Raw genomic sequence first — 16,250 nt, forward strand, 5'->3', positions numbered from 1 at the left:
GCCGGCGGTTTAGGCTGTTCGAATGGGCAAGAAGCAGGCCACGGCCACATCGGTTCGCGACGCACTGAGGGTAGCCCCGGGCAGCGAGAGTGTCCTGCTCAAGCCGGGTGACACCCCGGTCGGCCCGACCGCCAAGGCCAAGGCCGCCGAGGAACTGGCCGCGACCGGCGCCGAGCTGGCGGCCCTGCAGGAGGCGCTGTGGGCCGAGGGCGTCTTCGGCGGCGGCAGCCGCGGGGTGCTGCTGGTGCTGCAGGGGATGGACACCTCGGGCAAGGGCGGCACGATCGAGCACGTCTTCGGCCTGATGAACCCCCAGGGCATCCGGGTCGCCTCGTTCAAGAAGCCCACGCCCGCCGAGCGGCGCCACGACTTCCTCTGGCGCATCCGCAAGCAGGTCCCCGGCCCCGGCCTGATCGGCGTGTTCGACCGGTCGCACTACGAGGACGTGCTGGTGGTCCGGGTGGAGAGCCTGGTCGCGCAGTCGGTCTGGGAGGCGCGCTACCAGCAGATCAACGACTTCGAGGCCGAGTTGGCCGAGCAGGGCGTCACGGTCGTCAAATGCTTCCTGCACATCTCAGCCGAGGAGCAGAAGGCGCGGCTGCTGGCCCGCCTGGAGGACCCGGCCAAGCGCTGGAAGTACAACCCGGACGACTTGCGCGCCCGATCCAAGTGGAGCCAGTACGAAGAGGCCTACGCCGCCGCCCTCGGCCGCTGCTCGACGGCGGTCGCGCCCTGGCACGTCATCCCGGCCGACCGCAAGTGGTACCGCAACTGGGCGGTCGCGCGGCTCCTGTTGGAGACCCTGCGCGACCTCGACCCGCAGCTGCCCTCGATCGACTACGACCTCGACGCCGAACTCAAGCGCCTCAAGACAGCAGACCCGCTGAACTAATCCAGCCACGTCCTGTGTGGCCAGTCGCCGTGCGATTGACCGGGCGGAATGAAGAAGCGGTCGACGTAGGCGAGCGCGCACTCCGGGCAGGTCTTACCGAAGGGGCCGATAGCCGGTGGACTGGTCGATTGGTGTACCGCACAAGGCGGACCAATCGCTGTCGATCACCAGGTGGGCTTAGTGGGTCGGGGCGTGTGCTGATGTTGCCCAACCGGGAAGTACCCAGGCAACTCGCCCCATTTCTCGCGTTCCTCACCTACATTCCTTGATCGCGCCACCCCGGCCAGCCCTTGCGAAGCGCCGGGGCAGCGGGGTTGACGCTCGGCCACAGCCGGAGCCGGTAAGCGTCCATCCCATCGGCACCGTCACGTGCTTCGGCATATCCCCGACCGGATACCCGCGCGCGGTAGGAGCCGGGCGGCACCTGGTCTTTGCAGTGGACCGGGGCGAAACCGCCGGACGGCTCGAACACGATCTCGCGGGTGGACATTTCGAAGTCGACGTCGACCACGTGATCCCAGCGGGCGTCGTCCGCCGGGGGTTCCTCCGGCCAGACCTCCAGTCGCAAGGGTGCGTCGAAGCTCTTGCGAAAGGGCACAACGAGGTTTATCAGGCCGTCCGCGAGGCCGACCCATCGTCCGGACGCGCGGGCGTCATCAAGGGCGCGGAGCATTGCGTCGTTGTTCGGGTCGTCGGCCCACGGGGCGGCCGAGTAGATGTAGAGCTGGCCGTGATCGATCTCGACCGTCAGGTCCACGATCACGCTTGGCTGGCGCATCAGCCGCACCCGCCCTGGTCCAGCGCTATATCGATGCCCTGGAACGGGCCGGGGGCGATCTTGTTCGGGTGCGTGATGACCACCAGGAAATCATCGCCATCGGCGATGCGGGCCGCAACATACGCCCTGGCGAGAGTGCCGCCCTGGCATTGGTTCTCGCGCGCGGGCACTTCGTGCTCTTGGGCGCCTTCACCGCCTTGTCGTGTGCTCGCGAACGGAAACTCGTCGCATTGCCCGCCGTGCGACTGCGGAAAGCTGGGCAGACACACCTTCCGACGGTTGACGCCCTCCGCCAACCGATCTTTGGTCAACACACCGGGCTTGCCCACCTGCCACGCCGTCGAAATGTTGCGCGCGATGAACGGCATCTTCGCCGCATCGATCACCACGAACTTCAGACCGTCGCACTCCGGGTCGGCTTCGGGCTTGCACCGGCCGACGTCGTCCGCGGCGGAGCCGGCCACCATGAACTGGGCCTCGCCGTCACCGACGAGTTCGGTGCCCCTGCTATCGAACAGCCCGAGCACCTCGTCACGCACGCCCGGGAACGCCACCATTACCGCAGTGATGGCGACCAGCGACAACAGCAGCGAACCTTTGGTCTTCGTGGACACCAAACGATCCTGACGAACGCTTCCCGGCGTCTCGACGGCCAACCGCGTGAAGCCGAACGAGAATCGAGTGAATCGGTTGGTGACGCTGGAGCGTCACCAACCCGCCAGCGTCGGTGAAGCCTCGGCGGAGGCCGACTCAGTCACTGTCCCGCGCAGAGGAACTCGCCGTTGCCGCGCATCCAGCCACGGTAGACCGACTGGAACCAGAGCTTGTCGTAGATCACCGAGTGCGTGCACTTGACGTTGACCTTGAACGGCAGCTCGACGATCGCGTCGTCCCGGTCGAACCACCGGCCCTTGCCGGGGAAGGTGATCTTCCATTCCCAGGCGATCTGGTCGGAGGCCAGTTCGGTGCGCACGTCGGCGGAGGCGTCGAGGATGTAGGCGCCGGTGCCGTTGTCGCGCACGCTGTGCTTCCAGCTGAAGACCAGGTCCCACTTCCACGCCGCGCCGAGGAAGCCGCCCAGGGTCTCGCCCAGGATCGCTTTCTGTGACGCGCCCGCGTACTCGGAGGTGACCGCGACGATCTGGCAGTCCTCGCCCGCGTCGAGGTCGCTGTCGGAGATCCCGTCGGGCAGGCACTTGGCGAACCCGCCCTCCACGACGGTGAGCTCATGCCCGGGCCGCATGATCAGCTTGATCGTCTCGATACCTTTGTTGACCACGTCGAGCGCGGTGCTGGCGGTGTCCAGGGCTCCATCCATCATGCGCTCCCTATGCCATGCCTGAGGCGTGGACGGTCATTGACTGTGCGATGACTTCCTGGAACTGCTCCGGGGTCAGTTCCCCTTCCGCAGACTCGGACTCCGGCTGCTCGGTGGACTGCCACTGCTGCCCGTCCCACCGCCAGGCGCCGTCCTCGGAGAGCGTGCCCACGGGGGTGCCGACGTTGTCGGGTTCCTGACTGGACTCGGCGGGCACCCACTGCTCGCCGTCCCACATCCACGAGCCGTCCACGGATAGTGAGCCGACCTCGGGCATGGCCGACTCGGCCTGCTCGGGTTCGGCGTAGCTCTGGGTCTCGTGGCTGAGGGTGTCCCACATGTCGGTGCCGACGAGTCCGTCCTCGGCCAGCCCGTAGTTGCGTTGGAACTCCCGCACGGCGGTCTCGGTCGACTCCCCGAACACGCCGTTCGCGGTGTCGGTGAAGTACCCGTACTCCGTCAGGCGCTGCTGCAGCGCCAGCACATGATCGTTCTCGTCGCCGGGCGCGAGCTCCTCACCGGCGGACAGCGGGGGCATGTCGGTCATGCCCCAACACTCGCTGGCCGACGAGCGGTCGGGTCATCGCCCGGGGGGCGGCCGTCAGGGAATGGACGGCCGCCCCTTCGGGTAACGGGACTAGCCCACTCCGGCCGGTTTGCGTGCCTGACTGTTGGGAATCACCTGGTCCCCGTAGTACGCCAGGGTCTCCTCCCGCTGGTCGTGCATCAGGTACAGCGCGAACTGGTCGACGCCCAACTCGGTCAGTTCGGCCAGCCGGTCCACATGGGCCGCGGCCGGGCCGAGCAGGCAGAACCGGTCGACGATCTCGTCGGGCACGAAGTCGGTCGACGGGTTGCCCGCCTTGCCGTGGTGGGAGTAGTCGTAGCCCTGCCGCCCGCGGATGTAGTCGGTCAGCTCGTGCGGCACCGGGCCGGACTCGCCGTAGCGGGCGACGAGGTCGGCTACGTGGTTGCCGACCATGCCGCCGAACCAGCGCAGCTGGTCGCGCTGGTGGGGCAGGTCGTCGCCGACGTAGGCCGGGGCGGCAACACACACGGTGATGCCGCCGGGGTCGCGGCCCGCGGCCTTGGCGGCGTCGCGGACCGCGTCGATGGTCCACTTGGCGATGGCCGGGTCGGCGGTCTGCAGGATGAAGCCGTCGGCGTGCTCGCCGACCAGCTTCAGCGCCTTCGGGCCGTAGGCCGCCATCCACATCTCCAGCCGCCCGTCGCGCACCCACGGGATGCGCACGGGCGCGCCGTGGTGCTCGACCTCGCGGCCCTCGGCGAGTTCGCGGACAACGTGCATCGCCTCGCGCAGCACGTCGAGCGTGGCGGGCTTCTGGCCGATCACCCGGCGGGCCGAGTCGCCGCGGCCGATGCCGCACACGGTGCGGTTGCCGAACATGTCGTTGAGCGTGGCGAACAGCGACGCGGTCACCGACCAGTCCCGGGTGCTCGGGTTGGTCACCATCGGGCCCACGACCAGCGACGATGTCGCCGCCAGGATCTGCGAGTAGATCACGAACGGCTCCTGCCAGAGCACGCACGAGTCGAACGTCCAGCCGTGGCTGAACCCGCGCCGCTCGGCGTCCACCATCAGCCTGACCACCTCCCGCGCGGGCGGGTCGGTCTGCAGTACCACTCCGAAATCCATGTCGCCTCCCTAGATCAGGTACTGGCTCAGGTCGCGCTTGAGGAACTTGCCGTGGCCCTCACCGCCGTGGAACGCGCCGTCGGCGATGACCACGGCGCCGCGGGAGAGCACCGTGTCGACCTTGCCGGTGATCTCCATGCCCTCGTAGGCGGAGTAGTCGACGTTCATGTGGTGGGTGGCCGCCGACAGGGTCTGCTTGGCCGCCGGGTCATACACCACGATGTCGGCGTCCGCCCCCGGCGCGATCACGCCCTTGCGGCCGTGCAGGCCGAACATGCGGGCCGGGGTGGTCGAGCTGATCTCCACCCACCGCTCCAGGGAGATCTCGCCCGCGACCACGCCCTGGTGCAGCAGGTCCATCCGGTGCTCAACGCCGGGGATGCCGTTGGGGATCTTGGAGAAGTCGTCGCGGCCCATCTCCTTCTGGTCCTTGAAGCAGAACGGGCAGTGGTCGGTCGACACCACCGACAGGTCGTTGGTGCGCAGCCCCCGCCACAGGTCGGCCTGGTGGTCCTTGGGCCGCAGCGGCGGCGACGCGACGTACTTGGCGCCCTCGAAGTCCGGTTTCGCCATGTCCTCAATGGACAGATAGAGGTACTGCGGACAGGTCTCGGCGAACACGTTCTGCCCCGTGTTCCGTGCCTCCGCCACGGCCGCGAGGGCGTGTCGCGAGGACAGGTGGACGATGTAGAGGGGCGCCCCGGTGACCTTCGCCAACTGGATGGCCCGGCTGGTCGCCTCACCCTCCAGTTCCGGTGGCCGGGTCAGGCTGTGGTGCACCGGCTCCGTGCGGCCCGCCGCCAGCGACTGGGCGACGAGCTGGTCGATGGCGATGCCGTTCTCCGCGTGCATCATGACCATCGACCCGGTCTCGCGGGCCCTGTGCATCGCCCGCAGGATCTCCCCGTCGGTGGCGTAGAAGACGCCGGGGTAGGCCATGAACATCTTGAAGCTGTTGACGCCGGCGTCGATGCAGAGCTGCATCTCCTTGAGCGACTCGTCGGTGACGTCGGAGATGATCATGTGGAAGCCGTAGTCGATGGCGCAGTGGCCGTCGGCCTTCTCGTGCCACTTGTCCATAGTGGACAACAGGGACGAGCCTTTTGGCTGGACGGCGAAGTCGATGATCGTCGTCGTGCCGCCCCAGGCCGCGGCGGTGGTGCCGCTGCCGAAGGTGTCGTTGGAGAACGTGCCGCCGAAGGGCATCTCCATGTGGGTGTGGGCGTCGATGCCGCCCGGGATGACATATCTCCCTTGGGCGTCAATGGTCTTGTCGGCTTCGGTCAGCACGCCGGGGGCGGCGACCGCGGCGATGGTCTCGCCGTCGACCAGCACGTCGGCGGCCAGACGGCCGGTCGCGTTCACGACCGTGCCGTTCTTGATGAGTGTGCGCATCACGGCCTCGTGAGTGACTCGTAGGTGTCGGGCCTGCGGTCGCGGTAGAACGCCCACAGGTCGCGGACCTCGGCGAGCTTGTCCATGTCGAGGTCCCGCACGACGATCTCTTCCTCGGTGTCCGACGCGGCGTCGCCGACGAGCTGCCCGCGCGGGTCGACGAAGTACGACTGTCCGTAGAAGTCGTTGTCGCCCAGCGGTTCCACGCCGACCCGGTTGATCGTGCCGACGTAGTACTCGTTGGCCACCGCGGCGGCGGGCTGCTCCAGCCGCCACAGGTACTCCGACAGGCCGCGGCTGGTCGCCGAGGGGTTGAACACGATCTTCGCCCCGGCCAGTCCCAGCGCCCGCCAGCCCTCGGGGAAGTGGCGCTCGTAGCAGATGTAGACGCCGATGCGGCCGACCGCGGTGTCGAACACCGGGTAGCCGAGGTTGCCGGGCCGGAAGTAGAACTTCTCCCAGAACCCCTTGACCTGCGGGATGTGGTTCTTGCGGTGCTTGCCAAGGTAGGTGCCGTCGGCGTCGATCACCGCGGCGGTGTTGAAGTAGACCCCAGGCTGTTCCTGCTCGTACATCGGCACGATGAGCACCACCCCGTGCCGCTCGGCGACCTCGCGCATCAGGTCGGTCGTCGGGCCGTCGGGGATGCCCTCGGTGTAGGAGTAGTAGTCGGCGTCCTGGACCTGGCAGAAGTACGGCCCGTAGAACAGCTCCTGGAGGCACACGACCTGGGCGCCCTGAGAGGCGGCCTTGCCGATCGCGTCGACCGCGTTGGCGATCATCGAGTCCTTGTCGCCGGTCCATTTTTGCTGGACCAGGCCTGCCCTGACGATGTTAGGCACGGGCTTCTCCTTCGTGGACACGGACGGGTTCGCTTGCCCGGCTCGACATCGACAGCGCCAGGTAGGTGACAAAGGCGACGACGAAGCCGATGAGCCAGTTGTAGTCGTAGAGGGGCTTGAGGAACGGGATCAGCCCGTCGGCGGGGAACGGCCCGCCGTAGGCGCCGCCGACCGCCAGGACCGCGCCGACCAATGTCGCTGTGACCGCGCGCGCGTTCCAGCCGCCACTGAACCAGTAGCGGCCGCCGCCGTCGCGGTAGAGGTCCTTGACGTCGAGTTCGGTCCTCACAACCAACCAATACCCGGCCACGAGCACCCCCGCCACCGCGGCGAGCACGCCGCCGTAGAAGCCGAGCCAGGCGAAGATGTAGATGCTCGGGTCGGAGATCAGCCGCCACGGCATGACCACGACGCCGATGACGCCGGTGATGAGGCCGCCCATGGCGAAGGTGATCTTCTTGGGGAAGGCGTTGGAGAAGTCGTAGGACGGGCTCACGACGTTGGCCGCGAGGTTGCACGAGATCGTGGCGAGCACGAGCGCGATCAGCGCGACGACCACCAGGACCGGGCTGTCGAACCGGGAGGCGAGCAGGGCAGGGTCCCAGATGGCCTCGCCGTAGAGGACCTGGCCGCCGGAGGTGGTCAGGATGGCGACGATGGCGATGAACGACATCGTCGTCGGCAGGCCGAGGACCTGGCCGCGGATCTGCTTGCGCTGGCTGCCGCCGAACCGGGTGAAGTCGGGCATGTTCAGCGACAGCGTCGCCCAGAAGGCGATCATCGCCATCAGCGAGGGGGCGAAGATCTTCCAGAAGTCGGCGCCCCAGCCCAGCTTCGACGGCGCCGACAGGATCGGGCCGAGGCCGCCCGCCTTGACCAGCACGTAGCCGAGCAGGATCAGGAAGCCGACCGAGACCAGGGGAGCGGTCCAGTTCTCGAACCGGCGGATCGCGTCCATGCCGCGCCAGATGATGAGCATCTGGATCACCCAGAACACCCCGAAGCACAGCCACAGCGTCCAGTGCTGCCCGCCGACGACGGCCGAATTGGTCCAGCCGTCGCCCGCGAGCTTGCCGACGATGACGTAGAGCGCCTGCCCACCGACCCAGGTCTGGATGCCGAACCAGCCGCAGGCGATGAACCCGCGCAGCAAGGCGGCCAGATTGGCCCCACGCAGCCCGTAGAAGGCGCGGGCGAACACCGGGAACGGAATTCCGTACTTGGTCCCGGCGTGGCTGTTGAGCAGCATCGGGACGAGCACGATGAGATTGCCGATGGTGATGGTCAGAAAGGCTTGCAACCAGTCCATTCCGATGGCGATCAGCGAAGCCGCCAGCGTGTAGCTCGGAATGTTGTGCGCCATGCCCATCCACAGCGCGAAGTAGTTGTACGTCGTCCAGGTGCGGCGCTCGACCGGGACCGGCGCGAGTTCGGGGTTGTAGAAGCGGCTGTGCTCGATCGGGCCGTGGTCGGGCAGGTCGACGCGGCCGTCGGGGTCGGTGATCTGGCTGGTTCGCTCAGCTGTCGCCATCCGCTCTCCGATGCTCGTGGATCAGAGTTCCATCCCGGCATCGTGGAGGCAGCCGCACTCACCCGGCAGTGTCACTGTGTTCGGGCTTGCCGCACTCGGCGCACACAGTGCCCGTTGCGCCTTTTCGGAGATGGGTGTATTGGCCGGTTCGGCGTATTGCCGTGGATGATCGACAACGTTACGGTCGAGGTAAGGACGGAATGGCCTGCGGTATTCCGCGGCAATTCCGGACAAGGAGACCTGGGGGGTTTCTGTGGTGGATACCGAGTTTCGTTCGACCCGACCGGTCATGTCGCGGGCACTGGATCTCGCCGCGCTGCTGTTGGTCCTCATGCTGGCCGTGGCCCTGGTGTGGCGGGTCTCCGCGGTCGAGCAGCCAAGCGCGCCGGAGGCGGAGATGGTCGTGCCCATCCCCGCCCCGTGACCCGGCGCTGATCAGCTCGCGACGACCGCGGGGGAGTTCGCGCCCTCCACAGCCAGCGTGGGCTGCCCCGAGCCGTCAGCCCGCACGGTCCAGACGTCGTTGACGCCGTCGTCGCGCTGCAGCGAGTAGGCGACGCTGGTGTCGTCGAGCCAGGCGGGCTGGTCGTCGACGCTGCGGGTCTCGGCGAGCGGGGTCGACCTGAGCGTGGCCAGATCCATGATCGACAGCCGCCAGCCCTTGGCCGGGTCCGCGTCGACGGCCGACTTGTAGGCGATGCGCTTGCCGTCGGGGGACAGCGACGGACACTCGACGTTGGTCGCCAGGGTGCGGGCGGTGCGGGCGGCGTGGTCGCCTTCGATCAGGTACCGCTTGCCGCCGGTCGACATGGTCGCGTAGAAGCGGTTGTCGTCGGCGGTGAAGGTGACGCCCCAGAAGTTGACGTCGACGGCCTGCACGAGCGTGCCCTCGTTCGTCACGGCGAACCCTTCCAGGGTGTCGGTCACCTGGCCGGTCTGGGTGTCGAGAATCCCGGTGCGGGTGGAGAAGCCGTTGGTGGCGTAGTCGTGGCCGCCGACGAACACCGTCCACGACACCATCCGGCCGCTGGTCGACACGCGCAGCCGGTTGGGGAATCCGGTCAGCGGGACGGACTTGCGCTCGGCCATCGCCTGGTCGAACACGACCAGGCGGGTGCCGGTGAGCGCGTCGACCGGACGCAGGCAGGCGACGGTGTCCTTGGCGGTGTACGCGCGGTCGCACTGCTGCTCGCTGATCGACCGCGCGCCGCGTGAGTCGGCGCGGGCCACCGAGGAGAGCATGCCGTTGGTGAGCACCTGAATGCGTCCGCCCGCGGTGCTGACCGGGCCGCTGTCCGGCGCGGCGACGCTCTTGGGCGTGCGGCCCGCGACGTAGTAGACCGCCGCCCCGGCCAGCAGTACGGCGGCCACGACCGCGATGATCACCCGGTTGCGCTGGTTCATGCCTTCGCCTCGTCGGTCGAGCGAGTCAGCCGGGCGAAGACCGCGCCGGTGACGATGATGGTGGCCACCACGGTGATCGCGGCGGCGGCACAGGCCGCGGTGGGTCCCCACAGCTGCCAGGACAGTCCGAACAGGACTGACGAGCCCAGGTAGGCCAGCGCCTGCCCGGTCTGGATGAGGGCGAGTCCGGTCGCGCGCAGGTGCTCCGGCAGCACCGCGCCCGCCATGGCCATCAGCACGCCGTCGGTCGCGGCGTAGAACACGCCGTAGAGGACGAGCACGGCGATGATCAGCGGCAGCCCGTGCACCGGCCCGATCAGCGCCAGGTAGACCAGCGCGAGAGCGCCGTACCCGGCCAGCATCACCCGGCCGCGGCCGATCTTGTCGGCCAGCAGGCCCAGCGGGGTGGCCAGCAGCAGGTAGACCAGGGCGGTGCCGACCGCCATCAGCGGGAACCAGCCCATCGACAGTTCGCCCCGCCGCTGCAGCAGCAGGTAGACGAAGCCGTCGCCGACCGTGGCCAGGCCGAGCAGAGTCGCTGCGAGCAGGAGCCCGCGCACCGCGGGCAGCTTCAGCAGACCGGCCGCCGCGCGCGGGCTGACCTTCGCGGTGACCAGCTCGGACCGCTTGTCCCGCACGAACAGCACGAGCAATAGCACGCCGAAGCCCGCGATGAGGAAGCTGACGAAGAACACCGCGTCGAACGCGGTGGCGCCCGCGGCGGCCAGCACGGCTACCGCCACCAGCGGCCCACAGAACGCGCCGAACGCGTCCATCGACCGGTGCACGCCGAACGCGCGGCCGAGCCGGTCGGCCGGGGTGGACAGGGTGATCAGGGCGTCGCGTGGGGCGGTGCGCAGGCCCTTGCCCGCGCGGTCGCCGGTGATCGCCAGGCCGATCAGCGCCGCGGAGTTGCCCGCGGCCATGAGGCCGAGTTTGGCCACCGCGGACAGGCCGTAGCCCAGTCCCGCGACGGCTTTGCGTCTGCTGGTCCGGTCGGCGACGTAGCCGCCGAGCAGCCGCAGCAGCGCGGTCGCTCCCGTGTAGAGCCCGTCGATCGCGCCGTAGGCCAGCGGGCTCATGTGCAGCCCGACCACCAGGTACAGCGGCAGGATGGCGGTGACCATCTCCGAGGAGATATCGGTGACCAGGCTGACCGAGCCCAGCGCGACGACGTTGCCGCTGACTCCGCGCCACCGCCGCCCGGTGTCCTCGGCGGACTTCGGCTTGTCGATCGTGGACAGATACACGGGCTGACCTACCTCCACCTGCGGATGGAGGTGGTGCCCGCCGAGATCGGCGGGCACCACCGGTTGTCCTAGATTGTTCGCGACTACCGACCGGCGCCTAAGGGGCACCGTGACGGCGGCCGACCACGGCGACAGCTATCCGCACCCGTTGCTCCAACGGCGACTACCCGTTGAAATTCCGGGGAGGCGGACTAGCACGCGGTGGTGCCGCTGTCGGTGAAGGTCTGGCCCGCGACCGGCACGAACTCCCAGTCGTAGCTGTTGGCGTGCAGGGTGAACTTCAGCACGCCGTTGGTGTTGCTGTTGCGGACCTGGCTGTTCGGCAGGATGGTGCCGAAGCCGTAGAAGCCCGCACCGCCCATGCCCGCGACGAAGTGGCGGATGCCGTTGGTGTTGTCCAGGCCGCCGCTCGGGTTCATCGGGGCGAACCGCTCGTACTGGTGGTTGTGGCCGGTGACGATGACCTCGGCGTTGTAGTCGTACAGGGCCTGCACCAGCGGACCGGTCGCCGGGTTGGGCGCGTGGTTGGAGCTGGAGGTGAAGCGCGGCTTGTGCCAGTAGGCGATGGTGCACGGCTTGGTGCTGGCGGCCAGGTCGGCGCGCAGCCACTGCTCCTGCGCCGAGCCCGCGGACATGCTGACCTCGCTATTGAGCGAGACGACGTGCCAGTTGCCCAGGTCGTAGGAGTAGTACCCGCGACCCGACGGGCCCGCGTTCGCGCCGAAGTAGTTGTAGTAACCCGACGCGCCCGAGGTGTGGTAGTCGTGGTTGCCCGGCGCCGGACGGGTGCGCGCCTTGTGGCGGCCCCAGGTCGGCTCGTAGTACTGGGTGAACTGCGCGGCGGTGCCGTCCGGGTAGACGTTGTCGCCCAGGGTGAAGATCGTGCCCGGGATGCCGTCGAGCAGGTTGGCGGTGGCCGAGTCGGCCGAGCCGGAGGTGGCGATGTCGCCCGCGCCGACCAGGACCGGGTCACCAGACGGCGGCGGGGTCGTCGTGGTGGTCGGCGGGGTGGTGGTGGGCGGGGTGGTTGTGGTCGTCGTGCCGGTGGTGAGCACCAGCTGCGGCGCCGTGGCCGAGCCCGACTCGCGCGAGTCGAAGTCCGCGCCGTCGCTGCTCGTCGAGGTGGCGCCGATGCTGAAGGTGCCGTTGCCCGAGATCAGCGACAGCACGTCGATCTCGTACCAGGTGTTCTGGCTGACCGCGCCGAGCGAGCCGAGGGTGGCGCCGTCGATGGCGGGCTGGTTGTTCCAGGTCACGCTGGTCTCGGACCAGGCCGTGTTGGACATCAGCCGGTAGGTGCCGCCGTTGGAGCTCTGCGCGCCCGCGACGTTGTCGGTGTGGATGCGCAGCTTCGCGCTCGTCACGGTGCCGGTGACACCGGTGACGTTGAAGCGCAGGAACATCCGCTTGACCGACGAGTTGTCCACGCCGAGCTGGCCGGAGGTGCCGTAGTTGGTGCCGGTGGCCGCGTTGTCGACGTAGGTGTCGGCGACGGGGTTGAACGTGGTGGTTGCCGCCGAGGCGACGGGGGCCGATCCGATGACGACGAGCGTCGTGGTGGTGGCCACTGTGACCACTCCCGCGAGCGCGGCTGCGATCTTGGCTTTACGACTTGACATGTGTCGAAGGCCTTCCCTGGTTCAGTTGTGGGGACCGACCTACAACCTTTGGGGGCCAAGCGGACGATCAGCCGGGTCCCCGCCAAGCACCAGATGACTGGAAGGTGAATTGTCCACATGCACACTCGCGAATGTCCGCCACGGGGCTGGGATCAGTCCGTATCCTTAGTCGGACCAGACGGTCGGATCAGGGACTCGAAGTACTCCTTCGCCGACACCGACTGACTCAGTGGGGCGGCTTGACCCGACCACAGGTTGACGAAGTCCGCGTTCCCACTGCGACGGATGGGTGACATCAGCAGGCTTTGCACCGGGTAGTGCGGTACAAGCGCCTCATGCTCGGCCAGTTCGCGGGTCAGTCGGTTCGGGATGGTCCGGGCGTGGCGCCCGGAGAACAGCCGGGTCAGCACGGTGACCTTGGCGGCCTGGCTCAGCAAGGCGGCCTTGTGGACCGCGCTCGCCCCCGACTCGGTGGTCGTGAGGAAGCCGGTGCCGATCTGCACCCCGTCGGCCCCGAGCGCCCGGGCCGCGGCGATCCCGCGGGCGTCGGCGATTCCGCCCGCGGCGATCACCGGAATCCGCACGGCGTCGCGCACCTGCGGGATCAGCGAGAACGTGCCGACCAGGGACTCGGCGACCGGTCGCAGGAACGCGCCCCGGTGTCCGCCCGCGTCGCTGCCGGAGGCCACCACGGCGTCCATCCCGGCCTCCGCGATCGCTACCGCCTCATCCACCGTGGTCGCGGTGCCGATCGTGCGGATACCCCGGTCGCGGGCCTCGGTCAGCACGTCGGCCGGTGGGACGCCCATGACGAAGCTGATCACCGGGGGAGCGGCGGCCAGCAGCGCGGTGACCTGCTCGACGAAGTCCGGCCCGCGCGTCGGCTCGGGGTCGGGCAGACCGAGTTCGTCGAGGTAGGGCCGGATCCGGTCGATGTGCCCGGCGAGTTCGTGGGGGTCGGGCCAGCCGTCCTCGCCGGGCTGCGGCACCCAAAGGTTGACCGCGAACGGCCTGTCCGTGTGGCGTCTCAGGTCGGCGACCAGCGCGGTGATCTCCTCGGGCGTCAAGATGTGCGCGCCGAACGAGCCCAACCCGCCCGCGTTCGACACCGCGGCGGCCAGCGCCACCGACGAAAGCCCGCCGCCGAAGGGCCCCTGGACGATCGGGTACTCGATCCCGAACAGCGCCTCCATCGCACACCCTTTCAAAGTTGTTCGTGACTGGACGAACACTAGACGACCGGTCAACTAAAGTGCAACACTTCGACCGTGGGAAGAACCAGCACCGCCCGCGAGCGTCTGGTCGACGCCGCCTGTGACCTGATGCACGCCCGCGGCTACGCCGCGCTGGGCGTGGCCGAGATCTGCGCGACCGCGGACGTGCGCAAGGGCAGCTTCTACCACTTCTTCGACTCCAAACAGGCGTTGACGGTCGCGGCGATCGAGACATCGTGGACCCGCCAGCGTCCTGTGTGGACAGCGGCGCTCGCCGCCGACGTGGCTCCGCTGGACCGGATCCGGCGGGTACTGGAGTCCCAAGTGGATACTCAGCGCGCGGAGAAGAAGTCCCTCGGCGTGCTGCGGGGATGCCTGTTCGGCAACCTTGCCCAGGAACTCGGCAACCAGGACGACTTGGTCGCAGGCCACTTGACCGCGGTGTTCGACGACCAGATCACGCTGGTGTCCGAGGCATTGGCGGCGGCGGAGGCGGAAGACGCGATCCCGGCGGGAACCGGGACCCAGGAGACCGCGCGGGCCGTGCTCGCCCAGTTGGAGGGGATGGTGCTGTTCGCCAAACTCGCCAACGACCCGGCACTCCTGGACCGCCTGTGGCCCAACACAATGCTACTACTCGGCGCGCGCTAACCGATCCACGTCGACCTCGTAGGTCCAAGGTCGCCACAGCGACGACAAGGCCAAGCCCAAGGCGCGCTATCGGATCGCGAGTTCGTTCACCTCAATGGCCGCGCACCTCATGCGCCAGCAACGCCACATGCAACGACAGCACCGATTCCGAATCCTCCAACGACACCCCAAGAATCTGCTCGATCCGAGCCAACTGCTGGTAGTACGCCGTCCGGGACATATGCGCCGCCGCCGCGGCCGCCGACTTGTTCCCGCCGTGTTCGCAGTAGTGCCGCAACGTGTCCATCAACCGGCTCCCGTGGGACAAGTCCCGAGCCACCAACGCCGTCAGTTCCCGATCGGCGAACGCGATGACCCGGTCGTCGTCAGCCAGCAGGTGCAGCAGTCCCCGCAACCGCACATCATCGAGCCGGTGCACCGCCTTCCCCGGCGACCGCAGCGCCGCTTGGGCTACGTGCGCCGCCTCGATCAGGCTGCGGCGGGCATCGGTCACCGCGGCCACGGTCGTGCCCACCGCCAGCACCACCGGCCGGGGAGCCTGGTGGATCTCCTTCGCCACCCGCCGCAGGACCGCGTCGGCGTCGGCCTGCGGCGTCAGCGACAGCAGCGCCCGGACACTCGTGTCGTCGACGATCCCGACCAGCGCCGCCACGCGAGCCCGCCGGGTGGCCAGGGCCGTGGCCTCGGCAAGGTCCCTCAGCACCTCCTGAGTCGCCATCGCGGGCGCCGGGCTCACGTCGGTGCCGGGCCGGACCGCCACGCCGATCAGCTGCCGGTGCTCCAACGGCACCCCGAGCCCGCCCGCCCGCGCGACCAGGTCCGCCGGGGGAGTCTGGGCCAGCAACTCGGTCAGCAGCGTCCGGTGCGCGTGCCGCTCCAGGCCCTCCCGGTCCCGCGCTGCCAACCGGTGCACCGCCAGCGCCGACGCGGCTCGCTCGACGATCACGATGTGGCGGTGCGCGGGCGCCTCCGGGCACAGCAGCACGAGTCGACCCCAGTCGTTGCCGCGCGCGCCGACCACCGTGACCAGCCAGCCCGCCGCCTGGTGGTAGGCCGTCCGCTCCGTCACCGTCACCGCGCGCGAGCGGCGGGCCCAGTCGGCCAGGAGTTCGCCGGGCAGTTCGCCGCCCGCGTCGTAGGCGAGGATGTCGTGGTCCAAGGTCTCCAACACCACCGGGAAGCCCGACGCCCGCACGACCTCCCGCAGCACCTCGGCGGGCTCCGCGCCCGCCACCGTCAGGGCCGTGAACGCCTCGTGGACCTGCTCGGCCGCCCGCAGCTCGGCGACCTGAGCGTCGACGATCAGGCCGACCACGGCCTCGGTGACGGCCACGAACTTCGTCTCGCGGGACAGCGTGATCAGCGGCAGACCGTTCCGTTCGGCCGCGGCGGCCAGCGCGGGCGGCAGACTCTCGCTCCAGTGCCGGACCAGCTCGACGACGATCCCCGCCGCGCCGATCCCGGCCAGCTCGTCGACGTACCTGGTCAGGGCCGCGACATCATCGGCGAGGGCGATGCCCGTGGTCAGCACCAGCTCGCCGCCGCGCAGCAGGTGGGCGATGTCGGCGACCTCGGCCGCGTGCACCCAGCGGACCCGATTGGACAGTCCGGACGCGCCCGCGACGACCGCGGGCGCACCCTGCCGCACGACCGGCAGGGCCAGGATCTCCGACACAGTCGGGTACATCGACACACTGTA

At 68.9% G+C, this 16,250-nt stretch carries 16 protein-coding genes; 3 read left to right on the forward strand and 13 right to left on the reverse strand.

Going from position 1 to position 16,250, the window contains the following annotated elements; translation table 11 throughout:
- The first annotated feature begins 22 nt into the window (after positions 1-22).
- Positions 23-892 (forward strand): PPK2 family polyphosphate kinase, encoded by an 870-nt coding sequence (locus tag BN1701_RS04425; protein WP_054045741.1) that lies wholly within the window; start codon positions 23-25, stop codon positions 890-892.
- Between the two features lie 256 nt (positions 893-1,148).
- Here the strand turns inward: BN1701_RS04425 and BN1701_RS04430 are convergent, their stop codons facing one another.
- From BN1701_RS04430 to BN1701_RS04465, 8 genes are all read right to left on the reverse strand, one after another.
- A complete protein-coding gene (locus BN1701_RS04430) occupies positions 1,149-1,670 on the reverse strand; it encodes a hypothetical protein (RefSeq protein WP_157367760.1) in 522 nt (173 codons plus the stop codon).
- Positions 1,670-2,284 carry a NucA/NucB deoxyribonuclease domain-containing protein gene (locus BN1701_RS04435; protein WP_054045746.1) on the reverse strand — a complete coding sequence of 205 codons (615 nt, stop codon included), beginning with the start codon at positions 2,282-2,284 and terminating at the stop codon, positions 1,670-1,672. Before BN1701_RS04435 ends, BN1701_RS04430 begins: the two co-directional genes overlap by 1 nt.
- 140 nt (positions 2,285-2,424) lie before the next feature.
- Positions 2,425-2,988, reverse strand: a complete 564-nt coding sequence (locus BN1701_RS04440) for a hypothetical protein (RefSeq protein ID WP_157367761.1) — start codon at positions 2,986-2,988, stop codon at positions 2,425-2,427.
- Between the two features lie 10 nt (positions 2,989-2,998).
- Complete coding sequence (locus BN1701_RS36760; RefSeq protein ID WP_054045750.1) at positions 2,999-3,535, reverse strand: peptidoglycan-binding protein; 537 nt, start codon at positions 3,533-3,535, stop codon at positions 2,999-3,001.
- A gap of 90 nt (positions 3,536-3,625) precedes the next feature.
- Complete coding sequence (locus BN1701_RS04450; protein WP_054045752.1) at positions 3,626-4,645, reverse strand: TIGR03842 family LLM class F420-dependent oxidoreductase; 1,020 nt, start codon at positions 4,643-4,645, stop codon at positions 3,626-3,628.
- A 9-nt stretch (positions 4,646-4,654) separates the two neighbouring features.
- Positions 4,655-6,040, reverse strand: coding sequence for a dihydropyrimidinase (gene hydA / locus BN1701_RS04455; protein WP_054045753.1), 1,386 nt, complete (start codon positions 6,038-6,040; stop codon positions 4,655-4,657).
- Positions 6,040-6,882: a nitrilase-related carbon-nitrogen hydrolase gene (locus BN1701_RS04460; protein ID WP_054045755.1), complete on the reverse strand. Its 843-nt coding sequence runs from the start codon at positions 6,880-6,882 to the stop codon at positions 6,040-6,042. The genes hydA and BN1701_RS04460 overlap by 1 nt, the downstream gene beginning before the upstream one ends.
- Positions 6,875-8,413, reverse strand: coding sequence for an NCS1 family nucleobase:cation symporter-1 (locus tag BN1701_RS04465; protein WP_054045758.1), 1,539 nt, complete (start codon positions 8,411-8,413; stop codon positions 6,875-6,877). Before BN1701_RS04465 ends, BN1701_RS04460 begins: the two co-directional genes overlap by 8 nt.
- A 289-nt stretch (positions 8,414-8,702) precedes the next feature.
- Here BN1701_RS04465 and BN1701_RS37775 point away from each other — a divergent pair, with 289 nt between their 5' ends.
- Positions 8,703-8,837: a hypothetical protein gene (locus BN1701_RS37775; RefSeq protein ID WP_255364575.1), complete on the forward strand. Its 135-nt coding sequence runs from the start codon at positions 8,703-8,705 to the stop codon at positions 8,835-8,837.
- An 11-nt stretch (positions 8,838-8,848) separates the two neighbouring features.
- Here BN1701_RS37775 and BN1701_RS04470 read toward each other — a convergent pair whose 3' ends face one another.
- The 4 genes from BN1701_RS04470 to BN1701_RS04485 form a co-directional block, all read right to left on the reverse strand.
- Positions 8,849-9,817 (reverse strand): PD40 domain-containing protein, encoded by a 969-nt coding sequence (locus BN1701_RS04470; protein ID WP_054045760.1) that lies wholly within the window; start codon positions 9,815-9,817, stop codon positions 8,849-8,851.
- The gene (locus tag BN1701_RS04475) at positions 9,814-11,067 is read right to left on the reverse strand and encodes an MFS transporter (protein WP_082860261.1); all 1,254 of its coding nucleotides are present in this window, start codon (positions 11,065-11,067) and stop codon (positions 9,814-9,816) included. The genes BN1701_RS04470 and BN1701_RS04475 overlap by 4 nt, the downstream gene beginning before the upstream one ends.
- A gap of 191 nt (positions 11,068-11,258) precedes the next feature.
- Complete coding sequence (locus BN1701_RS04480; protein WP_054045762.1) at positions 11,259-12,686, reverse strand: DNRLRE domain-containing protein; 1,428 nt, start codon at positions 12,684-12,686, stop codon at positions 11,259-11,261.
- A gap of 152 nt (positions 12,687-12,838) precedes the next feature.
- Positions 12,839-13,879 (reverse strand): nitronate monooxygenase family protein, encoded by a 1,041-nt coding sequence (locus tag BN1701_RS04485; protein WP_054045764.1) that lies wholly within the window; start codon positions 13,877-13,879, stop codon positions 12,839-12,841.
- 75 nt (positions 13,880-13,954) lie between these two features.
- Between BN1701_RS04485 and BN1701_RS04490 the strand changes: the two genes are divergently transcribed.
- Entirely contained in the window at positions 13,955-14,551 is a 597-nt protein-coding gene (locus BN1701_RS04490) for a TetR/AcrR family transcriptional regulator (RefSeq protein ID WP_054045766.1), read from the forward strand.
- Between the two features lie 91 nt (positions 14,552-14,642).
- Here BN1701_RS04490 and BN1701_RS04495 read toward each other — a convergent pair whose 3' ends face one another.
- Positions 14,643-16,238 (reverse strand): PucR family transcriptional regulator ligand-binding domain-containing protein, encoded by a 1,596-nt coding sequence (locus BN1701_RS04495; protein WP_054055612.1) that lies wholly within the window; start codon positions 16,236-16,238, stop codon positions 14,643-14,645.
- Between the last annotated feature and the right edge of the window lie 12 nt (positions 16,239-16,250).

Origin of the sequence: Alloactinosynnema sp. L-07 (assembly GCF_900070365.1) — a bacterium.
Classification (GTDB): Bacteria; Actinomycetota; Actinomycetes; order Mycobacteriales; family Pseudonocardiaceae; genus Actinokineospora.

Coding starts and splice junctions, on each gene's coding strand:
- BN1701_RS04440 (WP_157367761.1), bottom strand. CDS start 2,988: ATGGATGGAGCCCTGGACACCGCCAGCACCGCGCTCGACGTGGTCAAC.
- BN1701_RS04470 (WP_054045760.1), bottom strand. CDS start 9,817: ATGAACCAGCGCAACCGGGTGATCATCGCGGTCGTGGCCGCCGTACTG.
- hydA (WP_054045753.1), bottom strand. CDS start 6,040: ATGCGCACACTCATCAAGAACGGCACGGTCGTGAACGCGACCGGCCGT.
- BN1701_RS36760 (WP_054045750.1), bottom strand. CDS start 3,535: ATGACCGACATGCCCCCGCTGTCCGCCGGTGAGGAGCTCGCGCCCGGC.
- BN1701_RS04495 (WP_054055612.1), bottom strand. CDS start 16,238: ATGTACCCGACTGTGTCGGAGATCCTGGCCCTGCCGGTCGTGCGGCAG.
- BN1701_RS04480 (WP_054045762.1), bottom strand. CDS start 12,686: ATGTCAAGTCGTAAAGCCAAGATCGCAGCCGCGCTCGCGGGAGTGGTC.
- BN1701_RS37775 (WP_255364575.1), top strand. CDS start 8,703: ATGTCGCGGGCACTGGATCTCGCCGCGCTGCTGTTGGTCCTCATGCTG.
- BN1701_RS04430 (WP_157367760.1), bottom strand. CDS start 1,670: ATGCGCCAGCCAAGCGTGATCGTGGACCTGACGGTCGAGATCGATCAC.
- BN1701_RS04425 (WP_054045741.1), top strand. CDS start 23: ATGGGCAAGAAGCAGGCCACGGCCACATCGGTTCGCGACGCACTGAGG.
- BN1701_RS04465 (WP_054045758.1), bottom strand. CDS start 8,413: ATGGCGACAGCTGAGCGAACCAGCCAGATCACCGACCCCGACGGCCGC.
- BN1701_RS04485 (WP_054045764.1), bottom strand. CDS start 13,879: ATGGAGGCGCTGTTCGGGATCGAGTACCCGATCGTCCAGGGGCCCTTC.
- BN1701_RS04450 (WP_054045752.1), bottom strand. CDS start 4,645: ATGGATTTCGGAGTGGTACTGCAGACCGACCCGCCCGCGCGGGAGGTG.